General features: G+C 74.6%; 3 protein-coding genes. All 3 read right to left on the bottom strand.

Translation table 11 applies throughout. From position 1 onward, the window contains the following. Positions 1–45: 45 nt before the first annotated feature. Positions 46–267: a CsbD family protein gene (locus tag VGR37_12580; protein HEV2148232.1), complete on the bottom strand. Its 222-nt coding sequence runs from the start codon at positions 265–267 to the stop codon at positions 46–48. 114 nt (positions 268–381) lie between these two features. Further along, on the bottom strand, positions 382–2034 hold the full coding sequence (gene pgm / locus VGR37_12575; protein ID HEV2148231.1) for a phosphoglucomutase (alpha-D-glucose-1,6-bisphosphate-dependent): 1653 nt from the start codon (positions 2032–2034) through the stop codon (positions 382–384). A gap of 80 nt (positions 2035–2114) precedes the next feature. After that, the coding region (locus VGR37_12570; GenBank protein ID HEV2148230.1) for a BamA/TamA family outer membrane protein at positions 2115–2542 on the bottom strand (428 nt) is incomplete at its 5' end.

Below are 2542 nucleotides of genomic sequence, written 5' to 3'. Positions count from 1 at the left end.
GGCCCGGGGCAAGGCCCCGGGCCCGCGCTCCGTAGTCGGCTCCGGTCAGACTCCGTCGTCGCGGGTGTTGCGGTCCAGCCCGCGCTGAACGTCGCCCACGACGTCCTGCACCTTGCCCTTGGCGCGGTCCAGCTTCCCCTCCGCCTGCAGGCTCGAGTCGCCCGTGAGCCCGCCCGCGGCATCCTTGACGCGCCCCTTGAGGTCGTTCCCGGTCCCCTTCAGGTTGTTCTCGGCGCCACGCTCGCCGAGGCTGCGGTCGTCGGCCATGGTCTGCTCCTTTGTTGCGGTTGCGGGCCCGTCCGGGACCCGTTGCCCCCGAACGGGCAAAAAACGGTCCAGACCGGTCACAAACACCCGCCGTCGAACGGCTTACGGCATCCCTCAGGCTCCTGCCCCCGCCAGCGCGGCGCCGACCAGGGCGCGCGCCTCCTCCTGGATGCGCCGCAGGTGCTCCTCGCCGCGGAAGCTCTCCGCGTAGATCTTGTAGACGTCCTCGGTCCCGGAGGGGCGCGCCGCGAACCACCCCTGCCCGGTGGCGACCTTGATCCCGCCGATGGCGGCGCCGTTGCCGGGGGCGTGCGCGTGCACGGCCGTGATCCGGTCGCCGGCCAGCTCGTGGGCCCGCACCATCTCCGGGGAGAGCGCCTTGAGGCGCGCCTTCTGCTCCGGGGTGGCGGGGGCGTCGGTGCGCTCGTAGACCGGGCTCCCGAAGCGCTCCTCCAGCTCCCGGTACTGCTCCCCCGGGTCGCGCCCGGCCACAGCCGTCATCTCCGCCGCGAGCAGGGCGAGCAGGATCCCGTCCTTGTCGGTGGTCCACACGGTGCCGTCGCGCCGGAGGAACGACGCGCCCGCGCTCTCCTCCCCGCCGAAGCCGAGGGAGCCGTCCAGGAGCCCGTCCACGAACCATTTGAACCCCACCGGCACCTCCAGCAGCCGGCGGCCCAGCCCCTCGGCCACCCGGTCCAGCATGGAGCTGGAGACCAGCGTCTTCCCCACCGCGGCATCCGGGCTCCACCCGGGGCGGTGCCGGAACAGGTACCAGACGGCGGCGGAGAGGAAGTGGTTGGGGTTCATCAGCCCGGCGCCGGGGGTGACGATCCCGTGCCGGTCCGCGTCCGGGTCGTTGCCGAACGCCACGTCGAACCTCTCCCGCAGGCCGATGAGCCCGGCCATGGCGTACGGGGAGGAGCAGTCCATGCGGATCTTGCCGTCCCAGTCCAGCGGCATGAAGCCGAACGCCGGGTCGACGGCGCGGTTGACCACCTCCAGCGCCACCCCGTACCGCTCCGCGATCCGGTCCCAGACGGTGAGCGCGGTGCCGCCCATGGGATCCGCGCCGATCCGCAGCCCCGAGCCGGCGACCGCCTCCAGGTCCAGCGCCTCGCCCAGCTCGTCCACGTAGGGCTGGACGAAGTCGCGCCGGTGCGTGGTGCCGGCCGCCAGCGCCCGGGCGAGCGGGATCCGCTTCACCCCGGCGAGCCCCCCCTCCAGCAGGGCGTTGGCGTGCTCCTGCACCCACCCGGTGACCTCCGGGCCCGCGGGCCCGCCGGTGGGCGGGTTGTACTTGAAGCCGCCGTCCTCCGGCGGGTTGTGCGACGGGGTGACCACCACGCCGTCCGCCAGCGCGGCGGGCCGCTCCCGGTTGTGGCGGAGGATGGCGTGTGAGACGACGGGGGTGGGGATGGGCGCCTGCGCCGGGTCGACCACCAGCTGCACGCCGTTGGCCGCCAGCACCTCCAGCGCCGTGGAGAACGCGGGCGCGGAGAGCGCGTGCGTGTCGGCGCCCACGAAGAGCGGGCCGCGGATCCCCTGTGCCTCCCGGTGCTCGGCGACCGCCTGGCAGACGGCGGCGAGGTGATCCTCGTTGAAGCTCCCCTCCGTGGAGGTCCCCCGGTGCCCGGAGGTGCCGAAGGCGACGCGCTGCGCCGGGTCGGCGGGGTCGGGGCGGGTGGTGTGGTAGGCGGAGACCAGGCGCGGGACGTCGACGAGCGACTCACGGGGAGCCGGCCTGCCTGCGAGCTCGTGCACGGACATGGATGGCTGGGCTGGGGTTCGGTTCTCGCTCACCTTCCGGAGCCGGGAGGCGACTGCACGTCCCGCACCGGAGGCCGCCCTCAGAACGGGAAGCCGCTCCAGAGATAGATCCGCCCGGCATCGCCGCGGGCGTACGACACGCCGAAGGTGCGGCTCCTCCCCAGGAAGCTGGCCCACACCCCGCCGCCGTACGCGGTGTGCCACCGGGACGAGCTCTCGCCTTCGGCGAAGACCCGGCCCGCGTCGGCCAGGGCGAGCGCCCCCACCTCGCCACGCACGCCCAGGTTGACCGGGGCGAGCGGGACGCGCAGCTCCGCGTTGGCGAACACCGCGCCCTCCCCGGCGAAGCGCTGCTCCGGGTAGCCGCGGAGCGACCCCGACCCGCCCACGAAGGCGGCTTCCTGGAGCGGGAACGCGCCCCACGCGCGGCGGCCCCCCGCGCGCAGCGCCAGGGTGGGCTCCGTCGCGACCGGCGCCGTCAGGTAGGCGGACGCCGTCACGTCGGCGC

It is taken from the genome of Longimicrobiaceae bacterium, from assembly GCA_035936415.1.
Taxonomy (GTDB): domain Bacteria; phylum Gemmatimonadota; class Gemmatimonadetes; order Longimicrobiales; family Longimicrobiaceae; genus JAFAYN01.
The sequence above is the reverse complement of the archived record's forward strand: the minus strand, read 5'-3'. Positions and strand labels throughout refer to the sequence as shown.

What these genes read in the sequence shown, in the direction of transcription:
- VGR37_12580 (HEV2148232.1), bottom strand. Translation starts at nt 267, where the DNA reads ATGGCCGACGACCGCAGCCTCGGCGAGCGTGGCGCCGAGAACAACCTG.
- pgm (HEV2148231.1), bottom strand. Translation starts at nt 2,034, where the DNA reads ATGTCCGTGCACGAGCTCGCAGGCAGGCCGGCTCCCCGTGAGTCGCTC.